Annotated in this window: 22 protein-coding genes; 6 read left to right on the top strand and 16 right to left on the bottom strand. The window is 69.8% G+C overall.

All coding sequences use genetic code 11. The features are described 5' to 3' along the window. Positions 1 to 5: 5 nt before the first annotated feature. On the top strand, positions 6 to 458 hold the full coding sequence (locus EIZ44_RS24705; protein ID WP_240690856.1) for a GNAT family N-acetyltransferase: 453 nt from the start codon (positions 6 to 8) through the stop codon (positions 456 to 458). On the opposite strand, the gene EIZ44_RS24710 is transcribed toward EIZ44_RS24705, so the two are convergent. Both EIZ44_RS24710 and EIZ44_RS24715 read right to left on the bottom strand, forming a co-directional pair. Next, positions 446 to 1,909: an FAD-binding oxidoreductase gene (locus EIZ44_RS24710; RefSeq protein WP_134731468.1), complete on the bottom strand. Its 1,464-nt coding sequence runs from the start codon at positions 1,907 to 1,909 to the stop codon at positions 446 to 448. The genes EIZ44_RS24705 and EIZ44_RS24710 overlap by 13 nt on opposite strands. After that, positions 1,906 to 2,550: a TetR/AcrR family transcriptional regulator C-terminal domain-containing protein gene (locus EIZ44_RS24715; protein WP_134667642.1), complete on the bottom strand. Its 645-nt coding sequence runs from the start codon at positions 2,548 to 2,550 to the stop codon at positions 1,906 to 1,908. The genes EIZ44_RS24710 and EIZ44_RS24715 overlap by 4 nt, the downstream gene beginning before the upstream one ends. Before the next feature lie 74 nt (positions 2,551 to 2,624). On the opposite strand from EIZ44_RS24715, the gene EIZ44_RS24720 reads away from it, so the two are divergent. Further along, positions 2,625 to 3,071, top strand: coding sequence for an ester cyclase (locus EIZ44_RS24720; protein WP_134731470.1), 447 nt, complete (start codon positions 2,625 to 2,627; stop codon positions 3,069 to 3,071). Between the two features lies 1 nt (position 3,072). Here EIZ44_RS24720 and EIZ44_RS24725 read toward each other — a convergent pair whose 3' ends face one another. From EIZ44_RS24725 to EIZ44_RS24740, 4 genes are all read right to left on the bottom strand, one after another. Then, complete coding sequence (locus EIZ44_RS24725; protein ID WP_134667645.1) at positions 3,073 to 3,762, bottom strand: maleylpyruvate isomerase family mycothiol-dependent enzyme; 690 nt, start codon at positions 3,760 to 3,762, stop codon at positions 3,073 to 3,075. A gap of 14 nt (positions 3,763 to 3,776) precedes the next feature. Then, on the bottom strand, positions 3,777 to 5,483 hold the full coding sequence (locus EIZ44_RS24730; protein ID WP_134667647.1) for a GMC family oxidoreductase: 1,707 nt from the start codon (positions 5,481 to 5,483) through the stop codon (positions 3,777 to 3,779). Between the two features lie 60 nt (positions 5,484 to 5,543). Continuing rightward, complete coding sequence (locus EIZ44_RS24735; protein WP_134667649.1) at positions 5,544 to 5,726, bottom strand: hypothetical protein; 183 nt, start codon at positions 5,724 to 5,726, stop codon at positions 5,544 to 5,546. A 123-nt stretch (positions 5,727 to 5,849) separates the two neighbouring features. Continuing rightward, positions 5,850 to 6,989: a GuaB3 family IMP dehydrogenase-related protein gene (locus EIZ44_RS24740; protein WP_037816435.1), complete on the bottom strand. Its 1,140-nt coding sequence runs from the start codon at positions 6,987 to 6,989 to the stop codon at positions 5,850 to 5,852. 171 nt (positions 6,990 to 7,160) lie between these two features. Between EIZ44_RS24740 and EIZ44_RS24745 the strand changes: the two genes are divergently transcribed. After that, positions 7,161 to 8,396, top strand: coding sequence for an MFS transporter (locus tag EIZ44_RS24745; protein ID WP_134667650.1), 1,236 nt, complete (start codon positions 7,161 to 7,163; stop codon positions 8,394 to 8,396). Here the strand turns inward: EIZ44_RS24745 and EIZ44_RS24750 are convergent. Together EIZ44_RS24750 and guaB are read right to left on the bottom strand one after the other, a co-directional pair. Continuing rightward, positions 8,348 to 8,767 (bottom strand): DUF3574 domain-containing protein, encoded by a 420-nt coding sequence (locus EIZ44_RS24750; protein WP_037816208.1) that lies wholly within the window; start codon positions 8,765 to 8,767, stop codon positions 8,348 to 8,350. The two genes, EIZ44_RS24745 and EIZ44_RS24750, sit on opposite strands and share 49 nt — an antisense overlap. 68 nt (positions 8,768 to 8,835) lie before the next feature. Continuing rightward, positions 8,836 to 10,347 (bottom strand): IMP dehydrogenase, encoded by a 1,512-nt coding sequence (guaB, locus tag EIZ44_RS24755; RefSeq protein WP_037816209.1) that lies wholly within the window; start codon positions 10,345 to 10,347, stop codon positions 8,836 to 8,838. 139 nt (positions 10,348 to 10,486) lie between these two features. Between guaB and EIZ44_RS24760 the strand changes: the two genes are divergently transcribed. Next, the gene (locus EIZ44_RS24760; RefSeq protein WP_009072430.1) at positions 10,487 to 10,882 is read left to right on the top strand and encodes a DUF5319 domain-containing protein; all 396 of its coding nucleotides are present in this window, start codon (positions 10,487 to 10,489) and stop codon (positions 10,880 to 10,882) included. A 118-nt stretch (positions 10,883 to 11,000) separates the two neighbouring features. Here EIZ44_RS24760 and EIZ44_RS24765 read toward each other — a convergent pair whose 3' ends face one another. The 6 genes from EIZ44_RS24765 to EIZ44_RS24790 form a co-directional block, all read right to left on the bottom strand. After that, entirely contained in the window at positions 11,001 to 11,294 is a 294-nt protein-coding gene (locus EIZ44_RS24765; RefSeq protein ID WP_037816210.1) for a hypothetical protein, read from the bottom strand. A 61-nt stretch (positions 11,295 to 11,355) separates the two neighbouring features. Next, complete coding sequence (locus EIZ44_RS24770; protein WP_134731472.1) at positions 11,356 to 12,294, bottom strand: anti-sigma-D factor RsdA; 939 nt, start codon at positions 12,292 to 12,294, stop codon at positions 11,356 to 11,358. Then, positions 12,295 to 12,867: a sigma-70 family RNA polymerase sigma factor gene (locus EIZ44_RS24775; protein ID WP_037816212.1), complete on the bottom strand. Its 573-nt coding sequence runs from the start codon at positions 12,865 to 12,867 to the stop codon at positions 12,295 to 12,297. 323 nt (positions 12,868 to 13,190) lie between these two features. After that, positions 13,191 to 13,787, bottom strand: coding sequence for a response regulator transcription factor (locus tag EIZ44_RS24780; protein WP_020662719.1), 597 nt, complete (start codon positions 13,785 to 13,787; stop codon positions 13,191 to 13,193). Between the two features lie 131 nt (positions 13,788 to 13,918). Further along, entirely contained in the window at positions 13,919 to 15,076 is a 1,158-nt protein-coding gene (locus tag EIZ44_RS24785) for a hypothetical protein (RefSeq protein WP_439098618.1), read from the bottom strand. A gap of 9 nt (positions 15,077 to 15,085) precedes the next feature. Continuing rightward, positions 15,086 to 15,991 (bottom strand): MerR family transcriptional regulator, encoded by a 906-nt coding sequence (locus EIZ44_RS24790; protein ID WP_200864397.1) that lies wholly within the window; start codon positions 15,989 to 15,991, stop codon positions 15,086 to 15,088. Between the two features lie 247 nt (positions 15,992 to 16,238). Between EIZ44_RS24790 and EIZ44_RS24795 the strand changes: the two genes are divergently transcribed. After that, positions 16,239 to 16,541 carry a WhiB family transcriptional regulator gene (locus tag EIZ44_RS24795; protein ID WP_037816439.1) on the top strand — a complete coding sequence of 101 codons (303 nt, stop codon included), beginning with the start codon at positions 16,239 to 16,241 and terminating at the stop codon, positions 16,539 to 16,541. Between the two features lie 6 nt (positions 16,542 to 16,547). On the opposite strand, the gene EIZ44_RS24800 is transcribed toward EIZ44_RS24795, so the two are convergent. Beyond that, a complete protein-coding gene (locus EIZ44_RS24800) occupies positions 16,548 to 17,189 on the bottom strand; it encodes a TetR/AcrR family transcriptional regulator (RefSeq protein WP_037816214.1) in 642 nt (213 codons plus the stop codon). 93 nt (positions 17,190 to 17,282) lie between these two features. Between EIZ44_RS24800 and EIZ44_RS24805 the strand changes: the two genes are divergently transcribed. Beyond that, a complete protein-coding gene (locus tag EIZ44_RS24805) occupies positions 17,283 to 18,023 on the top strand; it encodes an SDR family NAD(P)-dependent oxidoreductase (protein ID WP_134731474.1) in 741 nt (246 codons plus the stop codon). Positions 18,024 to 18,164: 141 nt separating this feature from the next. Here the strand turns inward: EIZ44_RS24805 and groL are convergent, their stop codons facing one another. Next, positions 18,165 to 19,778 (bottom strand): chaperonin GroEL, encoded by a 1,614-nt coding sequence (gene groL, locus EIZ44_RS24810; RefSeq protein ID WP_037816216.1) that lies wholly within the window; start codon positions 19,776 to 19,778, stop codon positions 18,165 to 18,167. Between the last annotated feature and the right edge of the window lie 70 nt (positions 19,779 to 19,848).

The raw sequence follows: 19,848 nt of genomic DNA on the forward strand, positions 1-19,848 counted from the left end.
CCACAGTGGACCTGCGGCACGCAACGGCCGCGGACGCACGCGACATCGCCGGCGTGTGGCTGCGGTCGTTCTCCGCCGCGTTGCCAACAGTTCGCCGCGCCCACGATGACGACGCCGTGCGCTGGTGGTTCGCGAATGTCGTGGTGCCGCAGCAGGAAACCTGGGTCGCGGTCGCCGAGTCCACTGTGGTCGGACTGCTCGTGCTCGACGGCGCGGAACTGGCACAGCTTTATCTCGACCCTCCGTGGCGCGGCCGCGGAATCGGCGACCAGTTGGTCGACTTGGCCAAACAGCTCCGCCCCGGCGGGCTGACCCTGTGGACATTCCAGGTCAACGAGCCAGCACAACGGTTTTACCGCCGCCACGGTTTCGTCGCCGTCGAATACACCGACGGGCAGCGAAATGAAGAGGGTGAGCCAGACGTGCGTTACGTCTGGCCCCCGCCTCAAGCAGACTGAGCGAACTTGAAAACCCCGTTGGGGTCGTACTTCTTCGCCACCTGGTCCAGCCGGGCCGCGTTGTCGCCGTAGTAGGCCGACTTCCAGTCCGGCAGGTCTGGGTCGATGTAGTTCACGTAGCCGCCGCGCGCGCCCGCGTCCGCCAGTCCAGCGACCACAGTGGACACGGACTTGCGGGCGGTGTCCTGGCTGCTCGCCGTCGCCGGGGCGTAGACCTGAATGCTGGCCAGCGCTTTCCGGTGCGGGAATGCCGTTGCGGTGGGCGCGATGTCGCCGACCGCGCCGCCGAGGCCGTCGATGAGCAGGTCCATTCCCTTGTGCCCGGAAGCGAGATCGGCGATCTTCCCGCCGTCGACCGGATCGGTGATGATGCGCGACGACGCCACGAAGGTCTGCCGTTCGGAACTGCCGGAGAAATAGTTCATCGCCGCGCCGTAGCTGAGGGTTTTCATCGTGCGACTGGACGGCGTCACCGATAATCCGCTGAGCGCCGACGTCAGGCCCGCCGAACTGCCCACGAACGCCCCGCCGACCCGGCAGGCTCCGCTCGGGCCGCCGGAAACCACGCAGTTCGACCACAGTTCGGGCGGGGCGCTCGGCAACCAGCGCTGCCACGCGTCGACCACGTCGCTCGCCGAACCGGACGGGAATTTCAGCGAAAACACCGTGACGGTCGGCGCTTCCACCGTGGTGAAGGTGAACGACGTGACCACGCCGAAGTTTCCGCCCCCGCCGCCGCGCAGTGCCCAGAACAGGTCGTCGTCCGCTTGCGCGCTCACCGTGCGCAGTTTGCCGTCCGGCGTGACGATCTGCGCGGACTGCAGCCGGTCGCAGGTCAGGCCGTATTTGCGGGTCAGCACGCCGATTCCGCCGCCGAGCGCGAGCCCGGCAATGCCGACGGTCGGGCACGAACCCGCGGGCAGGCAACGACCGGCCTTCGCGAGCGCCGAGTAGACGTCGCCGAGTTTCGCGCCCGCGCCGATCACCACCTGGTCGCCCTGCACGTCGACACCGGCCATCCCGCCGACGTCGAGCACCAGCCCGCCGTCCGGCGCGGAGTACCCGGCATAACTGTGCCCGCCGCTGCGCGCGGCGAGCGGAACCCGGCCGCCGGCCGCTTCGACGCACGCCTGCACGTCCTCCGGCTTCGCGCATTTCGCTACCGCAGCGGGATTGTGTCCGTCGAAAAGCGGATTGAACGCCCGCTTCGCGGTGGCGAATCCGTCGTCGGAAGGAAGCACGAGGTCGCCGGAGAGTTTGCCGCGCAACGCGTTCCAGTCCGGCGGCCCGGACGGCTTCGAGCTGGTGCTCGGCGGTACGGACGTTCTCGTCGTCGGGCTGGTCTGCGGCACCGACGGTCCCGGTTTCGCCGTGCAGGCCGCGGCCACCGCGCCCACCGCCGTCAACCCGGCGGCGCGCAGGAACGTCCTTCTCCCCAGTGTCATGTTCATTCAGACGCCTCAGACCGTGAATGGGTTGCGAAAAGTCCAGCGAGTAATGCCCGAAGGGCGAATTCGAACCGCTCGGCATGCCGAGCCCCGTCCCGCAGGGCTTGCGCGAGCAGCGGAAAGCGGTCCTCGTCAAGGTGCGCGAGACTGTCCACATCGGACTTCGCGCCGGGCGTACGGCCTGCCTCGGCGAGCGTGTGGCCGAGGACGAAGGTCATCACGGCGTTCACCATGTCGAGTCCGCGCGCCGGCGGCAACTCCAGCAGCCGCAATGCGGTTTCGATCACCTGCAACGACTCCGGGCTGACCGCGGGACGGGTCGCGGCGAGCGGCAGCACGCCCGGATGCGCGAGCAACTGCTCCCGGTACGCGCGGGCGACCCGGCCCAGCCACTGCTGGCCGGGCTCCCCCGGCTCCGGCTCGACCCCGGCCAGCGCCGAGACGAGCCGGTCGACCAGCGCGTCGAACAGCGCTTCCTTGTTCGGCACGTAGTGGTAGAGGGTCATCGCCTCCACGCCGAGTTCCGCGCCGAGCTTGCGCATCGACAGCGCGGCGATGCCGTGCTCGTCCACGAACGCGAGCGCGGCGTCCACGACCCGCTCCCTGGTCAGCCCGGCGCGCGGCCGAGCCCTCCGATCGGACACTGGTCCCCCTTGACGTTTCTTACGCCGTAAGGTACCACTGTCCTCGTCTCTTACAGTGTAAGAATCGAGGAGCCATGACCGACCCCAAGACCGTCCTGCGCCGTTTTCTCGCCATCGTCAACAGCCACGACCTCGCCGAACTGGACACCGTCGTGGCCGAGGACGTCACCGAATCCGGTCCGGTCGTGGTCGACGCGCCGACCGGCGGGCTCGCCGCCTTCCGCACCGGCTGGACGCAGATGCTGACCGCGTTCCCGGACCTGTGCGTCGACGTCGATTCACTGCTCGCCGAAGACGACCAGGTCGCGGCCACGGTGACGCTCACCGCGACCAACACCGGCTACTACCGCAGAGGCTTCGCGACCGGCAAAAGCGGAACGTGGCGCGGTTTCGTCCTGGCGCGGGTGACTGACGGGCGGATCGCCGAACTCGACATCCAGACCGACCGGCTCGCCATCCTGCAACAACTGGGCATCGTCGGCGGCGACGACGAACTCGCCGCCGCCCGCCAGGCCAGCTGAGTCAGATCAGCGGGGCCATCTCCGGCACCGGCCCGGAAAGCGCGGAACTGTCGCCGCGACCGGTCAGCCAAGCCAGCACCGCGCCCGGCGTTCCGGTGACGAGGTCGCCGCCTTCGCCGAGGGTCCAGGTGCGGACGCCGTCGGTGATGCGGAACGAGGGCAGCGGGCGCGGGCACATCCGGATCAGCGTCCCGATCACCGCTTCGAGATGCTCGCCGAGCAACGCGGTGGCACTGTCGAAATCGTGGCCGGCGTCGAGGTCGGCGAGGTGGATCGTGGTCTCGGAAAGCCGCAACGTGAGCACGTCCGCGCCGGTCAGCTCGCCGCCGTGCCGGTGCCGGACCGGCGCTGCCCACACCTCGTCCGACAGCCGTGCGGCGTGGTCGGTCAGGCGCTTCCCGGCCGCCACCAGGTCGGCCACGATTTCCGCCGGAGCACGGCCAGCACCGGCCTCGATGTCGTCGTCCCGCGCGTTGCCCGGGCCGTACATCGACCGCTCGACCCCGGTTTCCGCCCAGGTCAGCAGGTTGCCGAGGGCATCGGCATTACGCGCGAGGTGGGTGAGCAGATGCGCGCGCGTCCAGCCCGGCAGCGCGCTCGGCTCGCCGAACGCCGAGGCAGGCATCGCCTCGGCGACTCGTGCCCATTCGTCGTGCAGTTCCCGGATCCGGTCCAGCGCCGCAGTGGTCACCGGACGATCTTAGGTCAGCGGCGCAGTGCCGCGGGCGCGTTCGCCGGAACCGCCGGGTTCTTCGGCGCGACCGGCTCCACCCGGGCGTACCCGCTGCTCTGCTCCGGCCGCTCGTCGGCCTCGCCCTTGTTGGGCCAGAACGAGAACGCCCGCTCGGCCTGCGCGGCGATGGTAAGCGACGGGTTCACCCCGAGGTTCGCGGTGATCGCCGAACCGTCCACAACGGACAGTCCGGGATAGCCGTAGACCCGGTGGTACGGGTCGATGACCCCGGTGTCGGCGCTGTCGCCGATCGGCACGCCGCCGATGAAGTGCGCGGTGAGCGGGATGTCGAAAACCTCGCCCCAGGTGCCGCCCGGCATGCCGCCGATCCGTTCCGCGGTAAGGACGTTCGCCTCGTGCCCGGCCGGGATGAAGCTCGGGTTCGGCTCGCCGTGGCCCTGTTTCGACGTGTACTTCCGCCGTCCGAACAGACCGCGCCGGGTGTAGGTGGTGATGGAATTGTCGAGGCTCTGCATCACCAGCAGGATCACCGTGCGCTCGCTCCACCGGTACGCGTTCAGCAGTTTCGCCGACTGCACCGGGTGCTTGACGAGGAACGTGACCGCCTGCCGCCAGCGCGGAACGCTGGAAGACCCGTCGGTGGCAACGGTTTGCAGCAGGCTCATCGCGTTGCTGCCCTTGCCGTACCGCACCGGCTCGATGTGCGTGTTCTCGTCCGGATGGATCGACGACGTGATCGCGACGCCGCGGCTGAAGTCCCGTTCGGGGTCCACAGTGGTCCGCGCCGCGCCGATGATCGCCTCGGAGTTCGTCCGGGTCAGCTCGCCTAGCTTGGCGGACAGCTTCGGCAGCGCGGCCGTGTCCTTCATGCGGTGCAACAGGTTCTGCGTTCCCCAGGTGCCCGCGGCGAACACCACCTGCGCCGCGGTGACCGTGGTCCGGAACCGCCGCGAACGCGTGCCGGTCTTCTGCAGCGTGATCTCGTAACCGTCGCCGCGCGGGCGCACCGACGTCACCGTGGTCAGCGGGATGACCTGTGCGCCGTCCTTTTCCGCGAGGTACAGGTAGTTCTTCACCAGCGTGTTCTTCGCGCCGACCCGGCAGCCGGTCATGCACGAACCGCATTCGGTGCACCCGACCCGGTCCGGCCCGGCACCGCCGAAGAACGGATCCTTCACCGTCTCGCCCGGCTTGCCGAAATACACCCCGACCGGCGTGGCGTGGAACGAATCCTCGACGCCCATCTTCTTCGCGACGTCCCGCATCACCACGTCGGACGGCGTGATCGTCGGGTTCGTGACAACGCCGAGCATGCGGCTGGCCTGGTCGTAGTGCGGCGCGAGTTCGCTTTCCCAGTCGGTGATGTGCGCCCATTGCCGGTCTTGGTAGAACGGCTTGAGCGGGCGGTACAGCGTGTTCGCGTAGACCAGCGAACCGCCGCCGACACCAGCGCCGGCCAGCACCATCACGTCGTTGAGCATGTGGATGCGCTGGATGCCGTAACAGCCGAGCTGCGGGGCCCAGAGGTAGCGCTTGAGATCCCAGGACGTCTTGGCGAACTCGTCGTCGGCGAAGCGCCGGCCCGCCTCGACCACCGCGACGCGGTAGCCCTTCTCGGTCAGCCGCAACGCCGCGACGCTGCCGCCGAACCCGGAACCGACCACGAGGACGTCGTAGTCGGGTTCTTGCCGCGCGGTGGTGGTGTTACTGGCAGTCACAGGAAAGAGGGTAACCCCCGGGGAGCCGCCAGGCCAGAGTTAAGTTACTGACGAGTTACCTCATCGGGTCTTGCGCCGCGGCGCGAACCGGAACAGCTCCCCGAGCGCCCGGATGATGGCGGGCCGCTCCGCCGGAGTCGTGCCGCGCAACGCCACGACCAGCGCGAGCAGCCGGATCAGCAGGCTGCCCACCACGATGCCGCCGAGCCACCAGGTCGGCGCGGACTCCCCCAGCAGTGCCATCCGCTCACCCTTCAGGCGCGACACCGAACTCCAAAGATAACGAAAGCATAACGGAGGCTGGCGCGCTTCGGACCTGCGGGCACAAAAAAGGCCCCCGCGAAGGGGGCCTTTTCCGCGAGTGCCTCAGCCGCGCACGGTCAGCCCGACGCGCTGGAACTCCTTCAGGTCCGAATACCCCGTCTTGGCCATCGCGCGACGCAGCGCGCCGAACAGGTTCACCACGCCCTCCGCGTCCGAGGACGGGCCGAACAGCAGCGTCTTCAGGTCCACCGCGTAGTCCGAGTCCGGGCCGGCCACCACGCGGGAGCGCGGCAGCGACGGGTGCGCCGCCGCGGCGGTCCAGTACAGGCCCTGGCCCGGGGCGTCCGACGCGGTCGCCAGCGGGGCGCCGAGCATGACCGCGTCCGCGCCGCAGGCGATCGCCTTCGCGATGTCGCCGGACGTCGTGATGCCGCCGTCGGCGAGGACGTGCACGTAGCGGCCGCCGGTCTCGTCCAGGTAGTCGCGGCGCGCGGCGGCCGCGTCCACGATCGCCGTCGCCATCGGGGTGCCGATGCCGAGCACGCGGTCGGTGCTGGTGACGCCGTCGGTGTAGCCGTGGCCGACGATGACGCCCGCCGCGCCGGTGCGCATCAGGTGCATGGCGGTGCGGTAGTCGCTCACGCCGCCCGCGATCACCGGCACGTCGAGGCGGCCGATGAACTCCTTGAGGTTGAGCGGTTCCGCGTCGCGCTGGACGTGCTCGGCGGAGATGATCGTGCCCTGCACGACCAGGATCTCGACGCCCGCGGCGATCAGGTCCGGGGTCAGCTCGGCGGCGTGCTGCGGGCTCACCCGCGCGGCGACCGTCACACCGGATTCGCGGACCGTCTTGATCGCCTCGGTCAGCAGGTCGAGCCGGATCGGCGCGGAGTGCAGCTCCTGCAGCTCGCGCACGACCGCGGCCGGGTCTTCGCTGTCCTCGGCGGCGCGGACGAGGCGGAAGATCGCCTCCTCGACGTTCGCGTGCCGGGCCCACAGCCCTTCGGCGTTGAGCACGCCGAGGCCGCCCAGCTCGCCGATCGCCACCGCTGTCCCCGGCGACACGATCGCGTCCGTCGGGTGGGTGACCAGCGGCAGGTCGAACCGGTACGCGTCGATTTGCCACGCGGTGGACACCACCGACGACGACCGCGTCCGCCGCGACGGCACGATCTCCACGTCATCGAGGTCATACGCCCGCCGCGCCGTGCGGCCCATGCCGATCTCGACCAGATCCCGCACGTGATGTCCCTTCTCGCGCCTGACGCCTTCGCGGTCCATTGTCGCGAGTCGGCACGGGTGACCTGCGCGCGGGGGACCGTTGCGGTGGCGACAACCACCGGTTGTGCGCGCGGTTGTTTGCCACCGGCGCGGGCGGATGGTTGGCTGCCCGGCTGAACGAGGGGGACGGATTTGGCGCTGGGCAAGGACTTTCACCGGCTGTGGCTCGCGTACGCGGTCAGCGTCGCGGGCACCTACTTCGCCCTCGACGCCTTCTCGATCATCGCGGTCCGGGTGCTGCACAGCAGTGCCGGACAGGTGTCGCTGCTGGCCGGAGCCGGGCTCGCGGCGGGTTCGCTGGCCGCGCTCCCGCTCGGTCCGTGGGTCGAATTCCGGCGAAAACGACCCGTGCTGATCGCGATGGACCTCGTCCGGTTCGCCGCCCTGCTCACGCTGCTGCCCGCGTACCTGCTGGACCTGCTGACGTTCGCCCAGCTCGTGGCGGTATCGGTGCTCGTGGCCGCGGCGAACATCGCGTTCACGTCGGCGAGCGGGGCGTATCTGAAATCACTCGCGCGTGGTCCAGACCTGCTCGCCGCGAACGGCCGGTTCGAGACCACGCTCTGGACCGCGACCGCTCTCGGCCCGCCCGCCGGCGGTGCGGCGATCGGGTTCTTCGGCCCGCTGGCCACTGTGCTTCTCGACGCGTTCAGCTACCTGCTGTCCGCGTTCTCCCTCTCGACGATCCGCACCCGCGAGCCCAAACCAGCCCGCCCCGCCCCCTTCCGCGCCGCGGACCTCGTCGAAGGCTGGCGCTACCTCTTCCGGCACGCCCGGCTGCGGATGCTGTTCCTCAACTCCTGCCTGGTCAACGGTCTGATCATGGCCACCTCGCCAGTCCTGGCGGTGCTGCTGCTCGGCGAACTCGGCCTGCCGACCTGGCAGTACGGACTCGCGTTCGGCGTCCCGTGCCTCGGCGGCCTGGTCGGTTCCCGGCTCGCCCGCCGCCTGGTCCCCCGCTACGGCCGGGTGCGGCTGCTGCCGATCCTCGCCACGGTCCGGACGTGCTGGGTCGTGCTGCTGGCGTTCGTGCCGCCCGGGACCGGCGGGCTGTTCTGGGTGATGGCGGTGGAGTTCGGCCTGATCATCTGCGCGGCGGCGTACAACACGGTCCTCGCGACGTACCGGCTCGAGGAAACCGAAGACGGGTACGTGAGCCGGATGTTGTCCGCGTGGCGGATCAGCGGCAGCGCCAGCACCGCTGGCCTGACGCTGCTGTGGGGCTTGGTCGCGACGTGGATGGGCACGCGCGGCGCACTCGGGCTGGCGGGCGCGTTGATGCTGGCGACGCCGTTGCTGCTGCTCGGGTGGAACCGCGCTCAGAACGAGACGCGCGCGGTGGAATCGGTCCGCAGCACGGATTCCTGATCGAACAGGTGCTTGTAGTCGGTGCGGATCTGTTCGAGGTCGCCGTTCGCGTGCTGATTCGTCGGCGGATACAGCACGACGAGCACGATCGAACGCTCCCGGACGACCGCGCCGCCGCCGGACCGCCACTGACCGGTGCCCTCGAGCTGGGTGAAGCCGTCCGGGAAACGCGGCGTGATGTCCTTGGCCGAGAAGTCCGCGAACTCCTTCTCGCTCACCTCGCCGCCGCCGGGCTTCGAGGTGCCGAAGTACAGCTCGGTGCGCTTCCACAACGAACTGTCCGGCGAATCCGCCGCGGCCGCCGACGCCGCCCCTCCCCCGAGCACCATCGCGGCCGCCGCCGTCAGCACGAACCTCCGGGAAAATCGCATTCGCCCGCTCCCCTCGCCGTCACCTGGAGATCCAGTGTGGCGGGCGGCGGAGCGGGCGAACAGCGCGATCAGCGGGTCGTGTAGTTCGGGGCCTCGACCGTCATCGTGATGTCGTGCGGGTGGCTTTCCTTCAGCCCGGCCGCGGTGATCCGGACCAGCTGCCGCTCCTGCAGTGCCGCGATCGTGGTCGATCCGGTGAAGCCCATGCCCGAGCGCAGGCCGCCGATCAGCTGGTGGACCACGTTCGACAGCGGCCCGCGGAACGGGATCCGGCCCTCGATGCCTTCCGGCACCAGCTTGTCGTCGGAGAGCACGTCGTCCTGGGCGTAGCGGTCCTTGGAGTAGGACTTCGCCTCGCCGCGCGACTGCATGGCTCCGAGCGAGCCCATGCCGCGGTAGACCTTGAACTGCTTGCCGTTGACCAGGATCAGGTCGCCCGGCGATTCCGCGGTGCCCGCGAGCAGGCTGCCCAGCATCACGGTGGACGCACCGGCCGCGATGGCCTTCGCGATGTCGCCCGAGTACTGGATGCCGCCGTCGCCGATCACCGGGACGCCCGCCGGACGGCACGCCAGGTCGGCTTCGTAGATCGCGGAGATCTGCGGCACACCGACCCCCGCGACGACGCGCGTGGTGCAGATCGAGCCGGGTCCGACGCCGACCTTCACCCCGTCCGCACCGGCATCGACCAGCGCCTGCGCACCAGCCCGCGTCGCGACGTTTCCGCCGACGATGTCGACGGTCTCGCCCAGTTCCTTCTTCAGCAGCCGCACCGCGTCGATGACCGCCCGCGAGTGCCCGTGTGCCGTGTCGACCATGAGGACGTCGACGCCCGCTTCGGCCAGCGCCATCGCGCGCTTGTGGCCATCGGCACCGACGCCGACCGCGGCACCGACGATGAGGCGGCCGTCCGGGTCCTTCGACGCCTTCGGGTACTGGTCGGTCTTCACGAAGTCCTTGACCGTGATCAGGCCGCGCAGCTTGCCCGCGCCGTCGACGATCGGCAGCTTCTCGATCTTGTGCCTGCGCAGCAGCCCCAGCGCGGCCTCCGCGGTGACACCGACCTGGGCCGTCACCAGCGGCGTCCGGGTCATGACCTCGCTCACCAGGCGGGTGTGGTCGACCTCGAACCGCATGTCGCGGTTGGTGATGATGCCCACGAGCGCGCCGGAGGCGTCGGTGACCGGGACGCCGGAGATCCGGAACCGGGCGCACAGCGCGTCGACCTCGGCGAGGGTGTCGTCCGGGGAGCAGGTGACCGGGTCGGTGACCATGCCCGCCTCGGACCGCTTCACGACCTCGACCGCCGCCGCCTGCTCCTCGATCGGCAGGTTGCGCTGCAGCACGCCGATGCCGCCCTGCCGCGCCATGGCGATCGCCATCCGCGCCTCGGTGACCGTGTCCATCGCGGCGGAGACCAGCGGAACGTTGAGCTTGATGTTGCGGGTGAGCTGCGTGCTCGTGTCCACCGCGCTGGGCACCACGTCCGATTCCGCGGGCAGCAGCAGCACGTCGTCGAAGGTCAAGCCGAGCATCGCGAACTTGCTGGGCACTGCGGGGGTGATGCTTTCGCTGGTCATGAGGGGCGAAGGGCCTTCCTGGCGGGAGTGGGCTGGAGTCGCGGGCAGCGGTGCCTGGCGTGGGCCGAGGGTGGTCGGGCCTTCCCCTCATGATATCCGGGCCGGGGCCCTGGCCCGGGCGGGTGGCCCGGCGGGTAGCGTGCAGGCCGTGCCGCACGATGTGTTGCCCCCCGATCCGTTCGCGGACGACCCGGACGATCCGGCCCGGGCCATCCCCGACCCCGACGACCACCTCGAAGAGCCGATCAGCGCGGACGAGCGCACCGAGCTGCTGGCCGACCTGTCCGACCTCGCCGTGTACCAGGCTCTGCTGGAGCCTCGCGGGGTTCGCGGCATCGTGGTCGACTGCGGTGAGTGCGACGAACCCCACTACCACGACTGGACGCTGCTGCGCGCGAGCCTGGAGCAGCTGCTGTCCGACGGCCGGATGCGCCCGCACGAGCCGGCGTTCGACCCGAACCCGACCGACTACGTGAGCTGGGACTACTGCCGCGGTTTCGCGGACGGGGTCACCGCGAACGAGAGCGCGTACTGAGTTTTAGACCGTCCGAAAAGGTCCTGGTGAGCTTGGCCACCAGGACCTTCTTCGTGTGCGCGGACAAGTTGTCCACAGGGGTTGTCCACAGCTGTGTCGACTTGTGGACAACCCAGGGTCAGCGTCGGCGCTTCACGCTTTCCGCCTGGGCGATCATCGCCCGCTCGGTCAGGTTCGGCCACGGCGGACGGCGCACCACGGCCAGCGTCGCGAACGCCGCCGCCACGAAACCCGTGCACGCACCGATCAGCGCGATCCGGCCCTGATCCGTCGCGGGCGTCCACGTCACGCCGTCCGCGTTGATCGTGTACAGCCCGACCGCACGCCCCGGCCCGCCTCGACGGCCCTCCCGCGTGACGGTGACCAGCACCGTTCCGCTCGCGGTCTCGTAGGGCTCCCCGAAAACCAGCATCGCGCCTCCCGCCGATACGAAAAAGGTCCCGGCACTGTTCGTGCCGGGACCTTCGGAAAACCTAGGAGCCGCTGGTGCCGTTCGGGGCCTGCGCCCCTTGCGACGACTCGTTGCGCGGACTGCTGCCCGTACCCGGATCGTTCGGAGTGGCGCTCGGCGACGGCGGCGGCGAACTCGGCGTCGACGTCACCGGCGGCAGCGGCGTCACCGAGGTGACCGGCGGCGGGTTGTCGGTGTGGCCGGTGCCCGGCAGCGAGGTCGACTGTCCGGGCGGCGGCGCCGCGCTGCTGACCGGATCGTGTCCCGGCGGAACAGCGGGCGACGACGACGTCGTCTGACCGGTGGGCGGGGCCGTCGGCTGACCGAGCTGCGCGGCGAGTTCGCGGTGCTGCTGCATCAGCTGGTTGCGGTTGTCCGCGTCGGTGACCTGGGTGAGCGCGGCCTGCGCGTCGGCGAGCGCGCGCCGGGCGTCCGCGAGCCGGTTGTCGGCCAGCGCCAGGTTCGCCTTCTCCAGGTCGAGCTTCGCCGCGGCGGCGGCCTCGACGGAGCGGGCGTGGTCGGCGTAGAGCACCTTCGTGAGGCCCCACAGCGTGTCGCCGGGCTGGGCGTCCCGGGCGGCGAGCCCGGTGCCGGTGAAGGCGATCGCGGCGGCGGCGCACGCGGCGGCCACCGGCACGAGATAGCGGCGGCGCCGGCCGCGGCTTTGGTATTTGCGCGCCAGCGTGGCGGTCTTCACCGTGGTCACCGCGGTGTCGACGTCGACCAGCTCGGCGAGCGGTTCGCTGTCGATGTCGCGGCGCCAAGCGAGCAGCAGCGCGTTCAGTTCCTGGTCTCCGAGCCCGTCGGCGACAGCCGGATCGGTCCCGCCGAGCGCGTCGAGGAGCGCGTCGTCGGCCTGGATGGCCGTGAGGTCGCCGTCGGCTTCCGCTTCGTACCCGGTCAGGCCGCTGGCCTGGGCGGAAGGTGACAGGTCTCTGTCCCGGTCTTCGCGATCGGTCACTCAGATCACCTCCTCGGCGGCAAGCACCTTGCGCAGCCGGGCGAGCGCCCGGTGCTGGGCGACGCGGACAGCGCCCGGCGTGGAACCGACGGCGTCCGCCGTCTCCTCCGCCGACAGCCCGACCACGACCCGCAAAACGACGATTTCCCGTTGTTTGTCCGGCAGCACCTGCAGCAACTGCGCCATCCGCTCGTTCAGCTCACCCTGGAGAGCACGTTGCTCCGGGCCGACGCCGACCTCGATCTCGTCGGGGATCTCGGCGACCGGCTCCGCCCGGTTGCGCGCCGCGGCGCGGTGCGCGTCGGCGACCTTGTGCTGGGCGATGCCGTAGACGAACGCCAGAAAGGGGCGGCCCTGGTCACGGTACGAAGGCAAGGCCGTAAGCACCGCGAGACACACCTCCTGCGCAACGTCGTCTGCCGAAGCGAACGAACGCTCCTGCCTGCCAACCCTGGCACGGCAATACCGCACCACAAGGGGACGAATGGCGGCCAGCAACCGCTCCACTGCCTGAGGGTCTCCCTCGACAGCGGCGGCGACCGGCTCGTCCAGTCCATCCCCCACAGTGGCCATCGCAGACAACAGTCCCAGCGTTACGTGTAGGCGTGCAAAGAATCCGGCGCGTGGTCGTCCCCGTCCAGCGCCGGTCACAGCTACCGTACCGTCGGAGTCCTACCAGACAACCGCCAGAGGTGGTGACCGGCGCGCCGGGCGCGGCCGGACGGCGATTGTCGCAGGCAGACGGGCTGGGGCAGTGCCGTCACGCGGTGGGGACGCGGGCGTGGCACGAGTGCGGGGGCCAGGACAACAGGTACGGGCCAGGGCTTGGCTGCCCTGGCCCGTTCGTCACCGCGGGAATCGGATCGGAAGTCCCGTTTTGGCTTGCCCCGCCTCGGTCAGGACACGAGGCCGCGGCGGAAGCCGTGCGCCACGGCCTGCGCGCGGTCGCGGACGCCGAGCTTGCGGAACAGCCGCCGCGCGTGCGTCTTGACCGTGTCCTCGGAGAGGTACAGCTCACGGCCGATCTGGCCGTTGCTCTTGCCCTGGCTCATGCCGCGCAGCACCTGCAGCTCGCGCTCGGTGAGCTGCACGCCCGGGTCGGACGGCTGACGCGGCGCGGGCACCGAGGTGCTGGCCAGGGTGTGCGCCAGCGCGGCGACCAGTTCGGGCCGCGAAGCGTCCCAGCGCAGGTAGCCGCGCGCTCCGCCGGCGATGGCGGCCGCGATGCTGCCCGCGTCGTCCGGGGCTCCGAAGACGATGACGTTCGCCTGGGGGTTCGCGGAGACGAGCCGGCGCGTAGCCTCGACGCCCGTCGGGACCGCGCGTTGCGTTCCGACCAGCACGACATCGACCGGCTGACGGGTGTACCGGGCCAGCAGCTCGTCACCGTGCGCTACGCAGTCGATGCGACTGACCCCAGGCACCGCGGACATCACACGGGTGAGCCCTTCGCGGACACTGCGTCGGTCGTCGCAGATCAAGACCGTCGTCACGGGGTTTCCTTCCTGCAGCCGGGTGACATTCCACTTCCCCTATCGGACGCTTTAGCCCGAACCTTGACACGATCCGGTGGCTTTTTTTGAAGTTTCTTAGCCCGGATGCCGGAACGCCCGTTCCCGCAGGCCTACCCGGGTCCGACGGGCACCCACGGCGATTCGTGTGCGATACGCATCACGCCAGGATCCGCGTGCCGTAACACTGCGTGCAACACCTGGCGACTCCTGAATCGATACTCCTCGGCCCGGTCGTGGTCCAAGTCAGCGGCGACGCGGTCCGCCACCCAGCTAAGCGAATCGAGTTCATATTTTTCGGCGTCCGCAGCGGCTGCGACGACGAGTTCCCGAGCCCCGCCCTGCCCTGCGGAGAGCAGCGCGACGCCGAGGACGATGCCGGACTTCACGATGTGTCGCCGAGCCTGCCGGGCGACGGCGGTCTCGTAGGCGAGGCGGGCCGGGGCGACGGCCGCTTCGGGCTGTCCGTCGGCGAGTTCGATCTCGGCGCCCACCCAGCCGCCGCGGATGGTCGCCCGCCAGCGCCGGTCGGCTTGGGCGGCACGGACGGCCAGGCGACGGGCGGCGGAGATGCGACCGAGGGCGAGGTTGTCCGCGGCCAGGCCGAGGAGGGCGTCGGCTCGGGCACCTTGGAAGTCCAGCCCGTGGGGGTCTTCGGTGGGCTCGACGAGGCTGCCTTGGCTGGCGGGTGCGCTGCGGCTCGCGGTGCCGGGCGAGGAATCGGTGGCCGAGGTTGACCCCTGAGCGGGCGAAGCTGCTCCGGTGCCAGTTCGGACTGGGCCGCCGCGCCGCGAGCCCGAATCAGCCGCAGCTAAGCCGTCACCAGCCCCTCCCGAGCCAACGCCTCGCGAACCCGAATGAGTCGCGGCCACGCCCCCAGCTGTTCCCGAAGCGCCGCCCCGCGAGCCCGCCCCAGCCGCAGCCAGCCCACCGCCAGCCATTCCCGAGCCGCCGCCTGTCGAGGTCCTCCGCTCCCCCGCTCCGCGCAGCCCGACCGCCAGCAGCGCCTCCCCATCCAGCTTCCGCGCCAGCACGTGCGCACCCAGCTGCCGCCGATGCGACGCCAGCGTGCTCGCCGCCAGCGAGGCCGTCAGCGGATCACCGCCATGCCGGAGCGAGTCGAGCAAGTTCGCCGCCGCCGCGTATCGGCCACGGGCACCCAGCACGATTGCCGCCAGGAGGCGTTGCCTTGGCGAGCCGTCGCGAGGTATCGGGTCTGCCGACCTGGCGTCCGGGCCGAACGCGAGGGTCGTCAGCGCTTCTTCGTCCACCCGACCTTTCTATCGCGGAGCACCGACAAGAACGTGCTCCACGCGGTCGGCGGCCGCGGAAAGATCCGCCAGCAACTCGACTTTCGGCGGCAACAGCGCCGGATCCCAGCCGGGGCCGCAGGCGAACAACCGGGTCCGCTGCCGTCCGCGGGACACGCGCGCGAAGAGCCGAGGGTCCGCGTTCGCCCGATTCGCCCACAGCACCACTGCAGCGGGCGCGCTTCGCCGCACTGCTACCGCCAGCACTTCTTGTGGCAGCGCAATGCCGAAGAGCTGCGCGCCGATCCTTCGCCCCGCGAGAGCCGCCGCGAGCGCGTACACCGGCATGTTGTCCCGTTCGTCGGGCACGCACGCAAGAAGCACCGGCCGTTGGTTGCGAGGCTCGTCGAGGACCGGCGTCGCGCGCACTAGTGCCGCGTACACGCACTCAGCGAGCAGGTACTCCACTTCCGCACCCGCGTGCACACCGCGCCACCGCGCGCCGAGTGCAGTGAGGACCGGGTCGATAACGCCCGACCACGCCTGAAGCACGCCTAGCTCGCTAATGGCGTCAACGAGCATGCGCTGTACCGCGCCGACGTCCATCGCCAACGCAGCAGTGCTCAAGCGACGCGCGAGCCGCGAAGGGACTTCGAAGTCGTCCGCCGCTGCTTTCGTCTCTGTCGCTTCCGCGGGCTCGGCAGGCGCTGGCACGAAGTCCGCGCGCGGCATCTGCTCTAACGCGTACTGCGCGGCCTCCGCCGTTGAAGCGCCGCGAAGGAGCGCGCGCTGCATAAGTTCGAGACGGCCGATGTCGGAGCTGCCGTAGCGGCGATGTCTGCCGTCGGTGTGGCGACTGGGACCGAGACCGTAGCGGCGGTCCCAAGTACGCAGGGTGGACGGCGCGACACCGAGCCGGCGGGCGACCGAGGCCACCGGCAGGGTGGGTTCTCCATCGCCTGATCCGGATCCCACCCGGTCAATATCCAGCCCGTTCGCGGTCCCGGCAACCCGAGCCAAAAGCCCTGCTCACACATCTGGGGGATGCCTAACGGCTGAATCGCCGCCGATCTATTGAACAACTATTGGCGCGCTTCTAACGTTACCGCCGTTGCACCGAATGGAGTATCGGCACCACAGCAGAGCAGCTAATGGCATCGACCGGATGACGGAGGCGGTCAGGATGGCAGACACGCGCAGGCTCCCCGGCCCCAACGCAGACATGTGGGACTGGCAGCTGGAGGGGTCGTGCCGGGGGATGGACAGCGGATCCTTCTTCCACCCGGACGGAGAGCGGGGACCGGCGAGGGCGCGGCGCGAGGCCAGGGCCAAGGCGATCTGCCTGTCGTGCCCGGTGCTGGAGATGTGCCGCAAGCACGCGCTCGCCGTGCACGAGCCCTACGGCATCTGGGGCGGGCTGTCCGAATCGGAGCGCGACCACATCATCAAACAGGACAAACGCGCGCTGACCATGGCGCACATCTGACTTTTATCACGGCGCGGAAGGGGCGGTGTCCACAGTGGACGCCGCCCCTCCGCCGTTTCCGGGCCACATCGAGAGTGCGAGGTCGATGACGGTCATCAGCGAGTCGAGGCTGACGCCGTCGCGCGCCTGCATGGTCAGTCCATAAAAGACAGTCGCGTACAACGCACTGAGCGCGTCAATGTCCACAGTGGCCGCGAGGTCGCCTTCCTCCACTCCGCGACGAAGGCGCTCGTGAAGCTGCCGTCGCACTTCGTCCCGCGAAGCAGCGAGAAACTTCCACACGGACGCATTGGCTGGCGTGCAGTTGGTAGCCGCCAGAACGACCATGCAGCCTTTGGGATGCCCCGGTTCCACGTACGCGCAAGCGTTGTCGCGAAGCATCGCTTCAACCGCCGCGCGCGCCGTCGGCTCTTCGGTCAGCGCGCGCATCGTGTGCCGTCCGTACGCGGATTGGTAATGCTCGATCGCTTCGCGGAACAGTGCTTCCTTGTCCCCGAAGGCCGCGTACAGGCTCGGCGGCTTGATGCCCATCGCCTCGGTCAACTCGGACAGCGACGCACCGTCGTAACCACGCTCCCAGAACACCAGCATCGCCTGGTTGAGCGCGTGCTCGCGGTCGAACGCGCGCGGGCGGCCGCGGGGTGACATGGACCACCTTCTTTAGTGAGCGATACAGAAGTCTTGACCCGACCCATCGTACGCGGCTATTTATGTATTTATCGCTACAGAAAGAGGTGGGACATGGGAACCCTGGACCGCAAGGTCGCGCTGGTCACCGGCGGAAGCCGCGGAATCGGCGCGGCGATCGCACTCCGGCTGGCCGAGGACGGCGCGGACGTCGCGATCACCTACGAACGCGCCGCGGACCGGGCGGCGGAAGTAGTCGCGTCCATCGAGAAATTCGGCAGGCGAGGCCTCGCTCTGCAGGCGGACGCCGCCGACGCGGACGCGGTGACCAGCGCGGTCGACCAGACCGCGGCCGAACTGGGCGGACTGGACGTGCTGGTGAACAACGCCGGCGTGTTCCCGGCGGCACCGGTCGAAGACCTGACCACGGAAACGATCGACCGCACGCTGGCGATCCACGTGAAGGCCCCGCTGGTGGCGGCCCGGGCAGCGGTACGGCACATGAAGCAGGGCGGGCGGATCGTGTCGATCGGCAGCGATTTGGCGGAGCGCGCGCCGTTCGTCGGATTGAGCCTGTACTCGGCGAGCAAATCCGCGCTGGTGGGGATGACCAAGGGCCTGGCGCGCGACCTGGGACCGCGCGGAATCACGGCGATGGTCGTCCACCCCGGCTCGACAGACACCGAAATGAACCCGGCGGACGGCCCGCATTCCGGCGACCAGTTGGCGCACATCGCGTTGGGGCACTACGGAAATCCGTCGGACATCGCGGCCGCGGTGGCTTACCTGGCTGGTCCGGATGGGCGGTATCTGACCGGGACGTCGATCACGGTGGATGGCGGGTTTACTGCTTGATCAGCGTTGGGCGCCGGTCGAATAGGCACCACCCGATCATGCGGAAACAGCTGCGCCCAAACCCCCGCACCACAAAAGCGGGGCGGCACTCCCCGAAGGGAATGCCGCCCCGCCACAACGCAAGCGCAGCTGCGACCAGCGTCAGTGCGAGTGACCGTGGCCAGCGGCCTCCGGCTCCTCCTCGACCGGCTTCTCGACCACGGAGCTTTCCGTGGTGAGCACCAGCCGGGCGATGGACGCCGCGTTCGCGACGGCCGAGCGGGTCACCTTGACCGGGTCGACGATGCCGCCCGCGATCAGGTCCGTCAGTTCGCCGGTGGCGGCGTTGAAGCCCTGACCCCAGCCCTGCTCCTGGACCTTGTTCACGATGACCGCGCCCTCGTGGCCCGCGTTCGTCGCGATCCAGAACAGCGGGGCGGTGAGCGCGTCGCGGACGATGGCGACACCCGTCGCCTCGTCGCCGGTCAGGCCGAGGTTGCCCTCGAGTTCCTTGACCGCGTGCACCAGCGCCGAACCACCGCCGGGCAGGATGCCCTCCTCGACGGCCGCCTTGGTGGAAGCCACGGCGTCCTCGATGCGGTGCTTGCGCTCGTTCAGCTCGGTCTCGGTGGCCGCGCCGACCTTGATCACGGCCACGCCGCCGCCGAGCTTCGCGAGCCGCTCCTGCAGCTTTTCGCGGTCCCAGTCGGAGTCGGTGGTCTCGATCTCCTTGCGGATCTGCGCGGTCCGGGCGGCGATGTCGTCCTTCGTGCCCGCGCCGTCGACGATCGTCGTGTCGTCCTTGGTGACGACGACCCGGCGGGCCTTGCCCAGCGAGCTGAGGTCGACCTCGGACAGCTTGCGGCCGATCTCCGCGGAGATCACCTCGCCGCCGGTCACGACGGCGAGGTCGTCCAGGAACGCCTTGCGGCGGTCGCCGAAGAACGGGGCCTTGACCGCGACCGCGGTGATCGTCTTGCGCAGCGAGTTCACCACGAGGGTGGACAGCGCCTCGCCGTCGACGTCCTCGGCGATGATGAGCAGCGGCTTCTTCGCCTCGACGACCTTCTCCAGCACCGGGAGCAGGTCGGCCAGCGCCGAGATCTTCTCGCGGTGCAGCAGGATGTAGGCGTCCTCGAGAGTCGCCTTCTGGTCCTCCGGGTTGGTCGCGAAGTGCGCCGACAGGAAGCCCTTGTCGAACTGGACGCCCTCGGTGATCACGAGGTCGGTCGCCAGCGTGGACGACTCCTCGATGGTGATCACGCCGTCCTCGCCCACGCGCTCGACGGCCTCGCCGAGCAGCGCGCCGATCGTCGCGTCACGCGAGGTGACGGTGCCGACCTGGGCGATGTTGTCGCGGCCCTTGACCGGGGTGGCCTTGGCCTTGAGGACCTCGACGACCTTCTCCGCGGCCGCCTCGATGCCCTTGCCGACCGCGGTCGGGTTGGCGCCGGCGGCGACGTTGCGCAGGCCGTGCTTCACCAGCGACTGGGCCAGCACCGTGGCGGTGGTGGTTCCGTCGCCCGCGACGTCGTTGGTCTTGGTGGCGACGCTCTTCGCGAGCTGCGCGCCGAGGTTCTCGAACGGGTCGTCGAGCTCGATCTCGCGAGCGACGGTGACGCCGTCGAGGGTGATCGTCGGGCCGCCGAACTTCTTGTCGAGGACGACGTGGCGACCGCGCGGGCCGAGGGTGACCTTGACCGCGTCGGCGAGCTTGTTCACCCCGCGCTCGAGCGCGCGACGAGCGTCCTCGTCGAAACTGATCTGCTTGGGCATAACGCTTTCCGCTTACCTTTCGGTTGTCGTGCGACGCAAAACGCCCCGCACCCCGGCATGAGCGGGGCCC

This window comes from Amycolatopsis nivea (genome assembly GCF_004522235.1).
Classification (GTDB): Bacteria; Actinomycetota; Actinomycetes; order Mycobacteriales; family Pseudonocardiaceae; genus Amycolatopsis; species Amycolatopsis nivea.

What these genes read in the sequence shown, in the direction of transcription:
- EIZ44_RS24775 (WP_037816212.1), bottom strand. Translation starts at nt 12,867, where the DNA reads ATGGCCACTGTGGGGGATGGACTGGACGAGCCGGTCGCCGCCGCTGTC.
- EIZ44_RS24795 (WP_037816439.1), top strand. Translation starts at nt 16,239, where the DNA reads ATGGCAGACACGCGCAGGCTCCCCGGCCCCAACGCAGACATGTGGGAC.
- EIZ44_RS24710 (WP_134731468.1), bottom strand. Translation starts at nt 1,909, where the DNA reads ATGAACATGACACTGGGGAGAAGGACGTTCCTGCGCGCCGCCGGGTTG.
- EIZ44_RS24720 (WP_134731470.1), top strand. Translation starts at nt 2,625, where the DNA reads ATGACCGACCCCAAGACCGTCCTGCGCCGTTTTCTCGCCATCGTCAAC.
- EIZ44_RS24765 (WP_037816210.1), bottom strand. Translation starts at nt 11,294, where the DNA reads ATGCTGGTTTTCGGGGAGCCCTACGAGACCGCGAGCGGAACGGTGCTG.
- EIZ44_RS24750 (WP_037816208.1), bottom strand. Translation starts at nt 8,767, where the DNA reads ATGCGATTTTCCCGGAGGTTCGTGCTGACGGCGGCGGCCGCGATGGTG.
- EIZ44_RS24805 (WP_134731474.1), top strand. Translation starts at nt 17,283, where the DNA reads ATGGGAACCCTGGACCGCAAGGTCGCGCTGGTCACCGGCGGAAGCCGC.
- groL (WP_037816216.1), bottom strand. Translation starts at nt 19,778, where the DNA reads ATGCCCAAGCAGATCAGTTTCGACGAGGACGCTCGTCGCGCGCTCGAG.
- EIZ44_RS24735 (WP_134667649.1), bottom strand. Translation starts at nt 5,726, where the DNA reads ATGGCACTGCTGGGGGAGTCCGCGCCGACCTGGTGGCTCGGCGGCATC.
- EIZ44_RS24800 (WP_037816214.1), bottom strand. Translation starts at nt 17,189, where the DNA reads ATGTCACCCCGCGGCCGCCCGCGCGCGTTCGACCGCGAGCACGCGCTC.
- guaB (WP_037816209.1), bottom strand. Translation starts at nt 10,347, where the DNA reads ATGACCAGCGAAAGCATCACCCCCGCAGTGCCCAGCAAGTTCGCGATG.